General features: G+C 64.5%; 15 protein-coding genes and 1 tRNA gene. 3 read left to right on the forward strand and 13 right to left on the reverse strand.

The window, feature by feature from the left end:
- Positions 1–82 precede the first annotated feature (82 nt).
- From clpX to U8326_RS09910, 7 genes are all read right to left on the reverse strand, one after another.
- A complete protein-coding gene (gene clpX / locus U8326_RS09880; protein ID WP_324740052.1) occupies positions 83–1348 on the reverse strand; it encodes an ATP-dependent Clp protease ATP-binding subunit ClpX in 1266 nt (421 codons plus the stop codon).
- A 141-nt stretch (positions 1349–1489) separates the two neighbouring features.
- A complete protein-coding gene (locus U8326_RS09885) occupies positions 1490–2200 on the reverse strand; it encodes an ATP-dependent Clp protease proteolytic subunit (protein ID WP_324740053.1) in 711 nt (236 codons plus the stop codon).
- 109 nt (positions 2201–2309) lie between these two features.
- Positions 2310–3974 carry a YbaL family putative K(+) efflux transporter gene (gene ybaL, locus U8326_RS09890; protein ID WP_324740054.1) on the reverse strand — a complete coding sequence of 555 codons (1665 nt, stop codon included), beginning with the start codon at positions 3972–3974 and terminating at the stop codon, positions 2310–2312.
- A 29-nt stretch (positions 3975–4003) separates the two neighbouring features.
- Positions 4004–4312, reverse strand: coding sequence for a hypothetical protein (locus tag U8326_RS09895; RefSeq protein WP_324740056.1), 309 nt, complete (start codon positions 4310–4312; stop codon positions 4004–4006).
- Positions 4313–4366: 54 nt separating this feature from the next.
- Positions 4367–4726 carry a hypothetical protein gene (locus U8326_RS09900; RefSeq protein ID WP_324740057.1) on the reverse strand — a complete coding sequence of 120 codons (360 nt, stop codon included), beginning with the start codon at positions 4724–4726 and terminating at the stop codon, positions 4367–4369.
- A gap of 150 nt (positions 4727–4876) precedes the next feature.
- Positions 4877–6574, reverse strand: a complete 1698-nt coding sequence (gene tig / locus U8326_RS09905; protein ID WP_324740059.1) for a trigger factor — start codon at positions 6572–6574, stop codon at positions 4877–4879.
- 53 nt (positions 6575–6627) lie between these two features.
- Positions 6628–6712 (reverse strand) — tRNA-Leu (locus U8326_RS09910).
- 137 nt (positions 6713–6849) lie between these two features.
- On the opposite strand from U8326_RS09910, the gene U8326_RS09915 reads away from it, so the two are divergent.
- Both U8326_RS09915 and U8326_RS09920 read left to right on the forward strand, forming a co-directional pair.
- The gene (locus U8326_RS09915) at positions 6850–7098 is read left to right on the forward strand and encodes a hypothetical protein (protein WP_324740060.1); all 249 of its coding nucleotides are present in this window, start codon (positions 6850–6852) and stop codon (positions 7096–7098) included.
- A 44-nt stretch (positions 7099–7142) separates the two neighbouring features.
- Complete coding sequence (locus U8326_RS09920; RefSeq protein ID WP_324740061.1) at positions 7143–7439, forward strand: DUF3297 family protein; 297 nt, start codon at positions 7143–7145, stop codon at positions 7437–7439.
- A 21-nt stretch (positions 7440–7460) separates the two neighbouring features.
- Here the strand turns inward: U8326_RS09920 and U8326_RS09925 are convergent, their stop codons facing one another.
- A complete protein-coding gene (locus U8326_RS09925) occupies positions 7461–8081 on the reverse strand; it encodes a CHAP domain-containing protein (RefSeq protein ID WP_324740063.1) in 621 nt (206 codons plus the stop codon).
- 116 nt (positions 8082–8197) lie between these two features.
- On the opposite strand from U8326_RS09925, the gene der reads away from it, so the two are divergent.
- Positions 8198–9604, forward strand: coding sequence for a ribosome biogenesis GTPase Der (der, locus tag U8326_RS09930; protein ID WP_324740065.1), 1407 nt, complete (start codon positions 8198–8200; stop codon positions 9602–9604).
- Between the two features lie 132 nt (positions 9605–9736).
- On the opposite strand, the gene U8326_RS09935 is transcribed toward der, so the two are convergent.
- The 5 genes from U8326_RS09935 to U8326_RS09955 all read right to left on the reverse strand — a co-directional run bounded on the left by U8326_RS09935 (position 9737) and on the right by U8326_RS09955 (position 13120).
- Complete coding sequence (locus U8326_RS09935; RefSeq protein WP_324740067.1) at positions 9737–10555, reverse strand: hypothetical protein; 819 nt, start codon at positions 10553–10555, stop codon at positions 9737–9739.
- Positions 10552–11883 (reverse strand): L,D-transpeptidase family protein, encoded by a 1332-nt coding sequence (locus U8326_RS09940; protein ID WP_324740069.1) that lies wholly within the window; start codon positions 11881–11883, stop codon positions 10552–10554. Before U8326_RS09940 ends, U8326_RS09935 begins: the two co-directional genes overlap by 4 nt.
- 5 nt (positions 11884–11888) lie before the next feature.
- Complete coding sequence (locus U8326_RS09945) at positions 11889–12134, reverse strand: hypothetical protein (RefSeq protein ID WP_324740071.1); 246 nt, start codon at positions 12132–12134, stop codon at positions 11889–11891.
- A gap of 185 nt (positions 12135–12319) precedes the next feature.
- Positions 12320–12802 carry a bacterioferritin gene (bfr, locus tag U8326_RS09950; RefSeq protein ID WP_324740072.1) on the reverse strand — a complete coding sequence of 161 codons (483 nt, stop codon included), beginning with the start codon at positions 12800–12802 and terminating at the stop codon, positions 12320–12322.
- 141 nt (positions 12803–12943) lie between these two features.
- The gene (locus tag U8326_RS09955) at positions 12944–13120 is read right to left on the reverse strand and encodes a ferredoxin (protein WP_324740073.1); all 177 of its coding nucleotides are present in this window, start codon (positions 13118–13120) and stop codon (positions 12944–12946) included.
- Between the last annotated feature and the right edge of the window lie 25 nt (positions 13121–13145).

Here is a 13145-nt window from a genome sequence, read left to right on the forward strand (position 1 = left end):
AAAAGCCCCTGTTACGAAAACGGCCCGGAACGCATCGCTGCGCGCCGGGCCGGATAATTGCTGAGCTGAGGAAGCCAGCCGGTTAGGCCGCCTCTTCCTTCTTCTTCTCGCCGCCGAGCACGCGCACCGGCTCCTTGCGGCCTTCCACCACGTCCTTGTCGATCACGATCTCGCTCACATCCTCGAGATCGGGGAGATCGAACATGGTGTCGAGCAGGATCAATTCGACGATGGAGCGCAGGCCGCGCGCGCCCGTCTTCCGGGCGATCGCCTTCTGGGCAATGGTTTCCAGCGCCTCGTCGGTGAAGGTCAGGTCCACGTCCTCCAGCTCGAACAGCTTGCGATACTGCTTGGCCAGCGCATTCTTCGGCTCGGTCAGGATCTGGACCAGCGCCGCCACGTCGAGATCGTTGAGCGTGGCGATGACGGGCAGACGGCCGACGAATTCGGGAATCAGGCCGAATTTCAGCAGGTCTTCCGGTTCCGCCTTCTGCAGCAGCTCGCCCACCCGGCGCTTGTCCGGATCGGCGACATGCGCGCCGAAGCCGATCGAACGCTTCTGCAGCCGGTCGGCGATGATCTTTTCGAGGCCCGCGAAGGCGCCGCCGCAGATGAACAGAATATTGGTCGTGTCCACCTGCAGGAATTCCTGCTGCGGATGCTTGCGCCCGCCCTGCGGCGGAACGCTGGCCGTGGTGCCTTCCATCAGCTTGAGCAGCGCCTGCTGCACGCCTTCGCCCGACACGTCGCGGGTGATGGAGGGATTTTCCGCCTTGCGGGTGATCTTGTCGATCTCGTCGATATAGACGATGCCCTGCTGCGCCTTCTCGACATTGTAGTCGCTCGCCTGCAGCAGCTTGAGGATGATGTTCTCCACATCCTCGCCGACATAGCCCGCCTCGGTCAGGGTGGTGGCGTCGGCCATGGTGAACGGCACGTCGAAGGTGCGCGCCAAGGTCTGCGCCAGCAGGGTCTTGCCGCTGCCGGTCGGGCCGACCAGCAGGATGTTGGACTTGGCAAGCTCCACATCGCCCGCCTTGCCGGAGTGCTTGAGCCGCTTGTAGTGGTTGTGCACCGCGACGGAAAGCACGCGCTTGGCGCGATCCTGGCCGATCACGTAATCGTTGAGCGTGTCGAAGATCTCGTGCGGAGTGGGAACGCCGCCATCCTTCTTGCCCGCGATCCCGGCCTTGGTTTCCTCGCGAATGATGTCGTTGCAAAGCTCGACGCATTCGTCGCAGATGAAAACCGTCGGACCCGCGATGAGCTTGCGCACCTCATGCTGCGACTTGCCGCAGAAGCTGCAATAAAGTGTGCTCTTGGAGTCCGATCCGCTGAGTTTCGTCATATTCTGTCCTGCAAACCCCATTTTGGGGGGATTCGCCGAGTTTAACCCGACGAATCCAATTATCAACTCGTCATCAATAACACGGGCGACTTGCCCTTAGCTGAAGCAGGAAGGTTAGGAATTTCCAACCCGCGCCCCGCGTCAGGCTTCCGGCGCGCCGCCGGAGCCGCTTTCCTCACCGACCGCATCCGTATCCGGCCGCGATTCGAACACCTTGTCGACGATGCCGAATTTCAGCGCTTCGTCCGCTTCGAGGAAGGTATCGCGATCCAGCGTCTTCTCGATCTCGGTCAGCGACTGGCCGGTATATTTCACGTAGAGATCGTTCATCCGCTGGCGGATGCGCAGGATTTCCCGCGCCTGGATCTCGATGTCCGAGGCCATGCCCCGCGCGCCGCCGGACGGCTGGTGGACCATGATCCGCGCATTGGGCAGCGCGATCCGCATCCCCGGCTCGCCCGCGGCCAGCAGGAAGCTGCCCATGGATGCGGCCTGGCCGATGCACACCGTGGAAACCCGCGGCTTGATGTATTGCATGGTGTCGTGGATCGCCATGCCGGCCGTCACCACGCCGCCGGGCGAATTGATATACATGCTGATCGGCTTGGACGGGTTCTCGCTTTCGAGGAACAGAAGCTGCGCCACGATCAGCGAGGCCATGCCGTCTTCCACCTGCCCGGTCACGAACACGATGCGTTCGCGCAGCAGGCGGCTGAAGATGTCGAAGCTGCGCTCGCCCCGGCTGGTCTGCTCCACGACGACCGGCACCAGCGCGCCAGTGACCGGATCGGTTGTGAATTGCCCCTGGGTGCCGAAAGCGGAGGCGGAGCTGCCGCCAAACAGATCGATCATGGAAATCCTCTTGTGGTTGCGACCGCCTATGTCGCGCCCCGGGCCGAGATGTTCAAGGGGGTTAACCTCTTTTCGCGCCGCGCCTGCCCAGCCCCTGCCCGCGAAACGCCTATTTTCCGCCCGGAGAGGCCGCCAGCGCGGCCATGCGCAGGGCGATCTCGCGCTCTCCCATGACGACATGATCCGCGCCGTGGCGGGCCAGATGCTCGACCTCCTCGTCCGAATGCGCCCGCGCGATGATCCGCAGCGAGGGATTGATCTGCCGCGCCCGCACCGTAATTACTCCGGCCTCCAGCCCTTCCGGGATCGCGATCAGCAGCGTCGTGGCCGCGTCTATCCGCGCCTTTTCCAGCACGCCATGGGCCGCGGCGTCGTCCACGATCACGGTGAAGCCCGCTTTCTTCGCCAGTTCCGCCATATCCCCCTGATCCTCGATCACGGTCAGCGTGTCGCCCCGCTCCAGCGCCTGGCGGGCGATCAGCTGGCCGACCCGGCCGAAGCCGACCAGCACCATCCGCGCGGGGGGAAGCGGCGGCGGCGGTTCCGGCGCTGTCTCCTTCTGCCTGGGCGAGGTAGGCTCCGCGTTGCTGGAAGCCCTGCCCCCCTTCACGATCAGGGCGAACAGCAGCGGATTGACCAGGATCGAGAGAATCGCCCCGGCAAGCACGAGATCGCGCGCATCGTCGGTCAGGACGCCCAGCCCCACGCCCAGCCCCGCCAGGATGAAGGAGAACTCGCCGATCTGGGCAAGGCTGACGGAGACGGTCAGGGCGGTCTGGCGGGGATAGCCGAAGAACCGGACGATGCCGTATGCCGCCACCGACTTGCCGACGAGAATGATCGCGACCGTGCCCAGCAGCGGCAGGGGCTGCTTGAGCAGCACCCCCGGATCGAACAGCATTCCCACCGAAACGAAGAACAGCACGGCGAAGGCATCGCGCAGCGGCAGGGTTTCCTCGGCCGCGCGGCGGCTGAGCTGCGTCTCGCCCAGGATCATCCCGGCGAAGAAGGCACCCAGCGCGAAGGAGACGTCGAACACCACCGCCGCGCCGAATGCGACGCCAAGCGCGATGGACAGCACGGCAAGGCGGAACAGCTCGCGCGAGCCGGTATGGGCGGTCCAGTGCAGCAGCGAGGGAATGAGCCGCTTGCCCACCACCAGCATGACCACGAAGAAACCCGTCACCTTGAGCGCGATGGCCCCAGCCGAGCGAAACAATTCGGCCATGCCGGTGCCATCGGGATTGTTCTGGATGGCGACGACCGCCGGCAGCAGCACCAGCGTCAGCACCATCACGAGGTCTTCCACGATCAGCCAGCCAACCGCGATCCGACCGCGCTCGGTCTGCACCAGATTGCGGGACTGCAGCGCCCGCAGCAGGACCACGGTGCTCGCGACCGAGAGGGCCAGCCCGAACATGACGCTGGCCAGCAGCGGCCAGCCCATCGCCCAGCCCATCAGCGAGCCGAGCAGGGTCGCGACCAGGATCTGCGCGATCGCCCCCGGCACCGCGATGCCGCGAACCGAAAGCAGATCCTTGAGGGAGAAATGGAGGCCGACGCCGAACATCAGCAGGATGACGCCGAGTTCCGACAATTCGTTGGCCAGCCCGGCATCGGCGACAAAGCCGGGCGTGAACGGCCCGATGATGACGCCCGCGAGCAGATAGCCCGCGATGGGCGGTATCCTGAGCCTGTGAGCCAGCGCACCGGCCGCAAAAGCAAAGACCAAACCCGCTACGATCGTCCCGATGAGAGGAGTGTGATGGGGCATGGGCGTTTATTGCGGCCGGCGCGCTGAATTCATGGAATGATCTCCAACAGGGCAAGAATGAAACATGCGATTATCGCGACGACCATCGCGGCGGTGGCGATCCACCCGACGATACCGGGCCGGTCAAGCCGATGATCGCGGGCAAGCTGGCGGTAAGGGCCGTATATGCGCTCGTTCGAGGCGATCAGCGCGACATCCTGCGCGCTGGCCTCTTTCCTGAGATAGCGGAGCACTTCGGCCAGTTCGTCGGCTTCAAGGGCGGGATAGCGCCCGATCAGCCATTCGATCATCGCGCGCCGCTCGTCTCTGCCTGGGAGTTCCTGTCTGTCTGTCTTCATGGGTCTGCCTCATTCGATTGAACAAGGACCGCGCGGCAGCGCGGCCCGCGACAATCACGCGGCAGGGGGCGCCCTCGGCGCGAGAGGAGAAGAAGCGATCGAATGCCAGGGCGGGCCGATGGCATCCGGCCATGCGAAGGGACGCTGCGCGACAGGCGCTTGCGCCGCACGCCGATAAACCGGATGCGCGATCGCGGCCAGCGGAACCGGCACGAGGCCGACCACGCGCTTGATGCCTTCGAGCATCCGCCCGCCAAGCAGGGAAACATCGACAGTGGTGGAGCTGAAAGCGGAACCGCTGGTGCGCTCCAGCGGCGGGGCGGCCGGCACCATCGCATGAACGGCGATCAGCAACAGCAGCACCGCCGCCACCGCATGGCGCGCGATCCTGCCGAATTTGCGATCAATATCCATGGTGCGACGCTAACCCAGGCCGGATCATCTCCAAAGCCTTAAATCGCGCGGCGTGCCGCCATGACTGCGTGCGCCGGCGGCCGCGGCCGATTCCGGGCGGCGGGAAGATCGCGGCCCGGCATGAGGTTCACGCCGGGCCGGAAATCCCGATTACTTCTTGGCCGGAGCCTTTTTCGCCGGAGCCTTCCTGGCGGCAGGCTTTTCAGCCGCGTCGGCCTTGGCCGGAGCAGCCTTCTTGGCCGGAGCCTTGGCGGGCTTGGCGGCTTCCTGCTCGGCTTCGGCCTTCTTCGGAGCGGCCTTCCTTGCCGCGGGCTTTTGAGCGGGCTCGGCCGCTTCCTTGGCCGCAGGCGTCTTTTTGGCGGCGGGCTTTTCAGCCGGTTCCGCCTTTTCCTTGGCGGTAGCGGCCTTCTTCGGAGCGGGCTTTTCCGCATCCGCATCCGCCTTGGCTTCCGCCTTCTTCGGGGCTGCCTTTTTGGCGGGAGCCTTCTTCTTCGTTTCGGGCTTCGCTTCCGCCTCGGTCTCGCCCGCTTCGATCGCGGCTTCCAGCTCTTCGCGAGTCACTTCGCGCTCGGTCACTTCGGCCTTGTCGAACAGGAAGTCGACGACCTTGTCCTCATACAGCGGCGCGCGCAGCTGGGCCGCGGCCATCGCGTTCGACTGGACGAACTCCACGAAGCGCTGGCGGTCTTCCGGGCGATAGCGCTGGGCGGCCTGCGCCACCAGCATCTGCATTTCCTGCTGGGTCACTTCCACGCCATTGGCCTGGCCGATCTCCGACAGCAGCAGGCCGAGCCGGACGCGGCGCTCGGCGATCGAACGGTATTCGTCCTTCTCCGCCTCGATTTCCTTCAGGGCCGCCTCGGGATCTTCCTCCTTGGCCGCCTCCTGCTGGAGCTGCGCCCAGATCTGATCGAATTCGGCATCGACCATCGACGGCGGCACCGGGAAATCGTGCCCGGCGGCAAGCTGGTCGAGCAGCGCGCGCTTCATCTGGGTGCGGGTCAAGCCGGCGGTTTCCTGTTCCAGCTGGCCGCGCAGGATGTCCTTGAGCTTGTCGAGGCTGTCGAGGCCAAGCGAGGTGGCGAATTCATCGTCCACCTTGGTTTCGGTGGGAACCTTCACCGCATGGACCTTGATGTCGAAGGTCGCGGGTTTGCCCTTGAGGTTTTCCGCCGGATAATCCTCGGGGAAAGTCACGGTGATGACCTTCTCCTCACCGGCCTTGAGGCCGACGAGCTGGTCCTCGAAACCAGGGATCAGGCGGCCCGCGCCCAGTTCGATCGCCTGATTCTCGGCAGCGCCGCCGTCGAACGGCTCGCCATCCAGCTTGCCGAGGAAATCGACCACCACCTGGTCGCCTTCGGCCGCCTTCCTGGTCTTCGGAGCATCCTTGAAGCTCTTCTGATTCTGGGCGAGATTGGCCAGCGCTTCATCTACCTGGGCATCGCTGACCGGCACGGTCAGCCTTTCCAGCTTGAGCCCGTCGATGGTGGGCGCCTCGATCTCGGGCAGCACTTCCAGCTCGACGGTGAGTTCGGCATCCTTGCCTTCCTCATAGCCTTCGCCCAGCTCGATCCTGGGCTGGAGCGCGGGGCGCAGCGCCTTTTCGCGCACCAGCTCGTCCACCGATTCGCGCAGCGTGGTGTTCAGCGCCTCGGAATGCAGGGCCGGGCCGTGCATCTTCTTCACCAGATTGGCAGGCACCTTGCCCGGGCGGAAGCCCGGCATCCGCACCTGCGGCGCGATCCGCTTCACCTCGGTATCCACCCGCGCGGCGATGTCGCCCGCGGAAATGGTCAGCACATAGGCGCGCTTCAAACCTTCATTTGTCTTTTCGACGATCTGCATGACTTACCAAAGCCTTCCCAAATTCCGATACGTAGGAACCTCCGAGAGGGGACTGGTGCGGGCGAAGGGACTCGAACCCCCACATCTTGCGATACTGGAACCTAAATCCAGCGCGTCTACCAGTTCCGCCACGCCCGCGGCCCTACGAAGCCCTTACAGGCCGGATACCTGCAAAACAGGGAAGCGCCCTTATCGACCGACAAGGCAAAGGGCAAGCGGAACAGGGCGGGCCGCTTTCGCGTTCCCATGGGATAAGCCGAAAAAGGAACTTGCAGATGCCCCGACATGCCACGCCCAGGGATGGAAAGGCCGGGCCGCAAGCCCCGGCGACGCGCCCGCCCCCTGCCGCCCCGGACACCGAACCCGATGGAGACACCATAAAGCAGCCGGACGGCGACACGGTGAAGGTGCCCGGCGGCGACCGGATCGAGCAGGGCGAAAACCCCGACGAGATCAGGCAGCCCGACCCGGATTCGATCGATTCCCCGCCTTCCCCGCCCGAAATCAGGCCCGCGCCGGATTGAAGCGGGCCATTGCGCAGCGGGCGCCACGATTATAAGGGGCGCGGATGAACGACAGCACCGAACAGACCGGCGGCCCCGATTTGCCGCCCGACCGCCTGGCCATCAGCCCGTTGAGCCCGTATTTCGACGCCGACAAGCTGCAGCGCGGGATCGGGATCAAGTTCAAGGGCACGGTCCGCAACAATATCGAGGAATATTGCATTTCCGAAGGCTGGGTGAAGGTCCAGGCGGGCAAGACCGTGGACCGCAAGGGCCAGCCCCTGCTGCTCAAGCTCAATGGGCCGGTCGAAGCCTGGTTCGAGGATCTGGGCGACGACGCCCCGGTTGCAAAGGCAGGCTGAAACGGCCTGCCCTGCCCGGCATCACAGCCGCGCAGCGATGATCGCGCCGATCGGGTCCTTGCCCGATTTCGCTTTCTTTCCGGCTTCATTGGTGCGGACAAGCCGGGTTTCCGCGGCAGCGGGCTTCGACTTGTCGCCATAGATGAAGCCCCGCACCGGCCACGCCGTGGTGCCCATCCCCTGAATCGGCGCATACCAGACGCGCACCATGCTCCAGTCGTTTTCGGGCGAAACGTCCACCGCGCGGACATTGTCCTCGATCTGCCCCCGGCGGCCGTCGATCGGCGACCAGTTGGCATGGCGCAGCAGCACGGTGCGCGAATCGACCACCCGGCTGACCGCCGCGACATGGCCGAGCTGCATGTTGCGATAGGGCTGGAACGCCATCACCGCGCCGACCCGCGGCTTGCTGCCCCGCTTGTAGCGGCCTTCGGCCTGGCCCCACCAGGTCCAGGCGTCGCCATAGATCTGGATGCCCGACACCTGCCGCGCATAGGGAACGCATTGCAGATAGGGCTTGCCGTCCTGAATCCCGGAATCCGGGAACTGATCCCTGTCATCCGTCACCACCGCCGCGGCGGAAGCGGAGGTCGAAGCAACAGCCAGGGCAAGGCCGGCGGCAAGGAAAAATCGTCCCGTCATGGGATGGTAAATGGCACGGCAAAGTTATTCCGGGCCTGCAAGATTTGGTAAACAAGCCGGCAATAATTTGCCGGATGCTTGCCAAATTTTGCCGGACGGGTCAGGGCTGGCGGATCATGTCGACGCCCCACGCCCATAACAAGCTGCCGCAGGTAATCATCATCGGCCGCCCCAATGTGGGCAAGTCCACGCTGTTCAACCGGCTGGTCGGCAAGAAGCTGGCGCTGGTGGACGACCAGCCCGGCGTCACCCGCGACCGCCGCTTCGGCGAAGCGAGCCTGCTCGGGCTGGACTTCCAGATCGTGGACACGGCGGGCTGGGAAGACGAGGACCCGGAAACCCTGCCCGGCCGGATGCGGGCGCAGACCGAAGTGTCGGTCAAGGGTGCCGATGTCGCGCTGTTCGTGATCGACGCGCGCGCCGGAATCACCCCGCTGGACGAGGAAATCGGCCGCTGGCTGCGCGAGCAGGCGCTGCCGGTGATCGTCATCGCCAACAAGGCGGAAGGCCGCGCGGGCGAGCCGGGCGTGCTGGAAGCCTATGCGCTGGGCCTGGGCGATCCGGTGCCGCTTTCCGCCGAGCATGGCGAAGGGCTGGGCGACCTGTTCGAGGCCTTGCTACCCGTGATCGGAGAACACGACGAGGACGACGACCTGCCCGGCGGCGAGCTTGCGGAGGACGAGGAAGTGCCGTCCGGCCCGCTCAAGCTCGCCATCGTCGGCAGGCCCAATGCGGGCAAGTCCACCCTCATCAACCAGCTATTAGGCGAAGACCGGCTGCTGACCGGGCCGGAAGCCGGGATCACGCGCGATTCGATCGCGATCGACTGGCAATGGACCGATCCGAAAACCGGCGAGCGGCGCGACATCCGCCTGATCGACACGGCGGGCATGCGCAAGAAGGCGCGGGTCACGGAGAAGCTGGAAAAGCTCTCGGTGGCGGACGCGCGCCGGGCCATCGATTTCGCGGAAGTGGTGGTGCTGCTGCTCGATGCAACCAAGGGGCTGGAGCATCAGGACCTCAAGATCGCCTCCATGGTGCTGGAGGAAGGCCGCGCGCTGATGATCGCGATCAACAAGTGGGATGTGGCCGAAAACGCCTCGGCCTTGTTCAACGGCGTCCGGCAGGCGCTGGAGGACGGGCTGGCCCAGATTCGCGGTGTGCCGCTGTTTGCCATCTCCGCGCGCACCGGCAAGGGGCTGGACACCATGCTGGGCGCGGCCTTCGAGATCAGGGAAGCCTGGTCGCGCCGGGTGCCGACGTCCGGCCTCAATCGCTGGTTCGACGATGCGCTCGCCGCCAATCCGCCGCCCGCGCCCGGCGGCAAGCGGATCAAGCTGCGCTACATCACCCAGGTCAAGACCCGGCCGCCCAGCTTTGTGATCTTCGGATCGCGGCTGGACCTGCTGCCCGAAAGCTACCGCCGCTATCTGGTGAACGGCATCCGGCGCGACCTCGGCTTTGATGCGGTTCCGGTCCGGCTGACCCTGCGCAGCGCAAAGAACCCCTACGCGAAGGAGTGACGCCGAGGTGCGTGGATAAATGCACCCTGCGCATCCACACTCTCCGCGAAGCGACGTGCCCCGCTGCCCACAACGATCCCGCTTTCGCGGAAATGACGATGAAGGCTTAGGTCCCTCTCCCCGGGCCTTGGGTTACGCGAGCACGCCGCCCGGCGTGTCTTCCATGGCACGTATCCGGTCGCAGGCTTTGACGGTCGCCACGGTCATCACGACCATCCAGCCGAAGAACACCGCGAATATCATCCAGAAGTCGATCGCCCCCGCATAGGTGAAGGGTCCCGTCTTGAAGAACTCGATCAGCAAGGCCGGACTGATGGTGAGAGCGCACCACAGATTATAATATGCGATCCAGCGGGGCATCAGCGGGCTTGCATTGCGGTCCCGGAAAATGGCGATGGCAATCATGATCATGAAGATCGCGAAGGGCGGCCAGCTCAATATGAACACGAACCAGGCCCAATCATTCATGAACTGAACGAACCAGGCGTCGAGACCGGGCGCACGATAAGCCAAAGCGGCCCAGGTGAACGGCATCATCAGGAACAGCACGTAGCCGCCGCCAGCGTTTGCCAGCGAGGTCAGACTGAGAACCGGAAGGCCCGATTCCATCTTGCGCATGACCATAATGATCGAACACGCCCACGTCAGATAGAACGTGAATCCAAGGCATTCGATCGCGGTGCCGAAAAGGATGCGCGTCGAGCGCTCGACAAAAACCGCTTTCAGGGCGTCCGGAGTCAGATTCGGCGATGGCGGTGGCAGAAACCCCATCAGCCCGTAACTGGAGCCAAGGCTGATGACCAGCAACACGCCCGACCACGCCATCAGCTTGATCAGCCCGGTATCGGTTTTGTCTCCCATCACCGTTTGGTAACGTGTCGGCCCGGCACTGACAATTGGCAATTCCGGCCATTGAAGGACACTTCCCGACAGCGCCCAGCCAGCCCTCAATCCATGCCGTAGACGTCGTCCAGCACCTCCACGCCCTTCTTCGACGGGGCGACTGTCAGATAGGTGAGATAGACCGGCACCGGCACCGTCAGCGCAATGGCCTGCTCGGGCTGCTTGGATTTGGTGGCGACCGGCTTGCCCATCAGCCACTTACCCAGCTCCGCGGCCCTTTCCAGCCGGATGCAGCCATTGCTGAGGTGCCGGTCTGCCCTGGCGAACAGATCCCTGTTCGGCGTATCATGCAGATAGATGCCCTCGTCATTGGGGAAGACGAATTTCACCTTGCCCATCGAGTTCTTCGGGCCGGGCAGCTCGCGCACCCGCACCAGTTGCTTCCCGGCGGCGATCGCGTGCCAGTCCACCGTGGCGGGATCGACCTTCTTCGCCGATGCGCTCCAGTCCGACAGCACTTCCATGTTCAGCGATTTGAAGGTCCGCCCGGCCAGCACCTTGGGCGCGATATTGTCGCGCACGAGGTAATCCGGAATGTTCCAGTAGGGATTGAGGATCGCGTAATTCAGCGCCCCCGCCATCATCGGGGTCCGCGTTTCGTTCGTGCCGACCACCACCTTCATCGAGCCTTGCTCCTTGCCGGCCTGGTAATACCAGAGCCGGGCGGAGGCCGCGTCGACCACGATATGACGCACCGCAGGCGAGGGAAGCAGCCGCGCCCGTTCCAGATTGAGCCGGATCCTGCGCTGCAGCTCGGCGCTGTCGCCCCGGTCCGCGCTTTGCCTGAGCAGCTTGCGGATGGTGACGTAATGGGTGCTCATCCAGCCCATCGAAGCCATGTAGTCGCCAAGGGATTTCGGCAGGGCGGCGGCGCGCAGCACCGTTTCCACGCCCAGCTTGCCGGGCTTCAGCCCGCGCTCGGCATATTCCATGCGCACCTTGCCGGGCTTGCGCATGTCGCGCACATATCTGGCGAAGGCATCGGACAGGTCGATTTCCGCGCGGGCCAGCGCCTCGGCTCCGCCGCCCCGAGCTGCCGCCAGCCGTTCGCGCAATTTCTCGACCGGATAGCGCGAAGGCTTGAGGCCATCGAGCCTTGCGCTTTCCAGATAGGAGAGCAGCGTCTGCGCTTCCGGGCCGACCTTCCCCCGGCTGATCCACAGCGGGCGATAGTCCCGCCCCGCGTAGAACTTGCGCAGCGCGCCGGAGGTCCGTTCCCGCAGTTGGGCGGCTATCGCGGCGTCGGGCGCGGAAGCGGGATTGGCGGTTCCGGCCGGGGCATCCGCCGCCAGTGCCGGTCCGGCCCATCCCAGGGAAGCGAGAGCGAAGAGGCCGCCATAGACCAGGCTATGAGCGGCCCCTTTCTTGCCAGGCAATGCTATCAGCCTCGCTCTCCCGTGCCGCTCGGGGCAGGCGGCGGAGGCGGTGGGGGAGGCGTGTAATAGGGGTGATAGACGCCGTCGGACGTGTAGTAACCGTCGACGATCCCGTCTCCATCACGGTCGGCGGCGGTCGAGCCGGGGACGGAACCCGGCGGCGGTGGCGCTGCCGCCACCTCTTCCTTCGCAGCGCAGCCTGCCAATGCCAGGCCGCCCGCGGCGGTCAGGAATAGTGTCTTGATCTGCATATGATTACCTCCAGCCGCGCCGCGCATGATAGCGGAAGGCCGGGGATCGCCCGGCTGCGACGACGCTGGAACGGTTAACGCGCCAGGCGATGTTCGGGGCACGGCCCGCCGCCGGCATGGGCCGAACGGTGCCGCAGGCGAGCCAGGCCGCGTCCCCCAAGCCAGGCGGGCGCGGAAAGGGAGAGTCAATCCTCTCCCGAAGCCTCGCTCTGCAACTGGACGTAGTTCTGCAAGCCCATCCGCTCGATCATCTCGAACTGGGTTTCGAGGAAATCGACATGCTCCTCCTCGCTTTCCAGAATCCGCTCGAAAATTTCCCGGCTGATGTAATCGCGCACTTGCTCGCAATACTGGATCGCATCGCGCAGCAGCGGAATCGCTTCCATCTCCAGAGCGAGATCGGCCTTGAGGATCTCCTCCACCGTTTCCCCGACTTTCAGGCGATTGATCGCCTGGAAATTGGGCAACCCATCAAGGAACAGCACACGCTCGGCCAGCGTGTCCGCATGTTTCATCTCGTCGATGGACTCGTGCCGCTCATACTCGGCGAGCTTGCGCACGCCCCAATGGTGCAAGGTCCTGTAATGTAACCAATACTGGTTGATCGCGGTCAACTCATTGGTCAGCGCCTTGTTCAGGTAGTCGATAACCTGCGGGTCGCCCTTCATCTCTTCTGTCTCCGGCATTGCATGGGCGGATTATGCCCGCAGAGACAGGAATAGGCAAGGCTGCCTGGCAAAAAATCGTTGAATTTCCGCGTGTTGCGAACGTCTATCAGTCGCGGTCAGAATATTGAAATCGCTTCGCGATTAAGCGGCCACGCACTCCCGCTCCTCGTTGAGGATTTCCTCCGCCTCGCACAGGCATTGCCCGCATTGCGGCTGCTTGCCCAGTGCGTTCAGGACAGTCTCCGCGCAGCCGGAGACACGGCGGGCGCAATTGCGGAATTCTGTCTCACGAACGGCATTGCAAATGCAGATATACACGCGTCTTCTCCCGGATTCGCCTCCC

The sequence above is a fragment of the Tsuneonella sp. CC-YZS046 genome (assembly GCF_035581365.1).
Lineage (GTDB): Bacteria > Pseudomonadota > Alphaproteobacteria > Sphingomonadales > Sphingomonadaceae > JAWKXU01.

Bases quoted from the DNA above. Each gene is read 5' to 3' on its own strand.
- U8326_RS09945 (WP_324740071.1), bottom strand. From the start codon at position 12,134: ATGCAGATCAAGACACTATTCCTGACCGCCGCGGGCGGCCTGGCATTG.
- der (WP_324740065.1), top strand. From the start codon at position 8,198: ATGTCGACGCCCCACGCCCATAACAAGCTGCCGCAGGTAATCATCATC.
- U8326_RS09885 (WP_324740053.1), bottom strand. From the start codon at position 2,200: ATGATCGATCTGTTTGGCGGCAGCTCCGCCTCCGCTTTCGGCACCCAG.
- U8326_RS09925 (WP_324740063.1), bottom strand. From the start codon at position 8,081: ATGACGGGACGATTTTTCCTTGCCGCCGGCCTTGCCCTGGCTGTTGCT.
- ybaL (WP_324740054.1), bottom strand. From the start codon at position 3,974: ATGCCCCATCACACTCCTCTCATCGGGACGATCGTAGCGGGTTTGGTC.
- tig (WP_324740059.1), bottom strand. From the start codon at position 6,574: ATGCAGATCGTCGAAAAGACAAATGAAGGTTTGAAGCGCGCCTATGTG.
- U8326_RS09920 (WP_324740061.1), top strand. From the start codon at position 7,143: ATGAACGACAGCACCGAACAGACCGGCGGCCCCGATTTGCCGCCCGAC.
- U8326_RS09900 (WP_324740057.1), bottom strand. From the start codon at position 4,726: ATGGATATTGATCGCAAATTCGGCAGGATCGCGCGCCATGCGGTGGCG.
- U8326_RS09915 (WP_324740060.1), top strand. From the start codon at position 6,850: ATGCCCCGACATGCCACGCCCAGGGATGGAAAGGCCGGGCCGCAAGCC.
- U8326_RS09895 (WP_324740056.1), bottom strand. From the start codon at position 4,312: ATGAAGACAGACAGACAGGAACTCCCAGGCAGAGACGAGCGGCGCGCG.
- bfr (WP_324740072.1), bottom strand. From the start codon at position 12,802: ATGAAGGGCGACCCGCAGGTTATCGACTACCTGAACAAGGCGCTGACC.
- clpX (WP_324740052.1), bottom strand. From the start codon at position 1,348: ATGACGAAACTCAGCGGATCGGACTCCAAGAGCACACTTTATTGCAGC.